The sequence below is a fragment of the Leeia speluncae genome (genome assembly GCF_020564625.1).
Taxonomy (GTDB): Bacteria; Pseudomonadota; Gammaproteobacteria; order Burkholderiales; family Leeiaceae; genus Leeia; species Leeia speluncae.
On sequence record NZ_JAJBZT010000043.1, the window covers coordinates 1 to 265 of the forward strand.

1 protein-coding gene is annotated in these 265 nt (G+C 51.7%); it reads left to right on the forward strand.

Translation table 11 applies throughout. The features are described 5' to 3' along the window. Positions 1-265, forward strand: a 265-nt coding sequence (locus LIN78_RS18020; RefSeq protein ID WP_227182271.1) for an FAD-dependent oxidoreductase, incomplete at both ends; no start/stop codon positions are given.

The following is a 265-nucleotide window of genomic DNA, read 5'->3' on the forward strand; positions in this document are numbered from 1 at the left end:
CGGTATTGATGCACAGTTGTTGAATACTGCGGAAGTGAAAGCGCACATCCCGTTGCTAGACTGTAGCACCCGTTCTCGCTACCCGGTATTGGGCGCGACTTACCAGCCACGCGCTGGTATTGCTCGTCACGATGCGGTGGCTTGGGGCTTTGCCCGTGCAGCGAGTGCACTAGGTGTAGAAATTATTCAGCAATGTGAAGTATTGGGTATGGACATTGAAGATGGCCGTATTAAAGGCCTACAAACTTCACAAGGCTATGTCCGT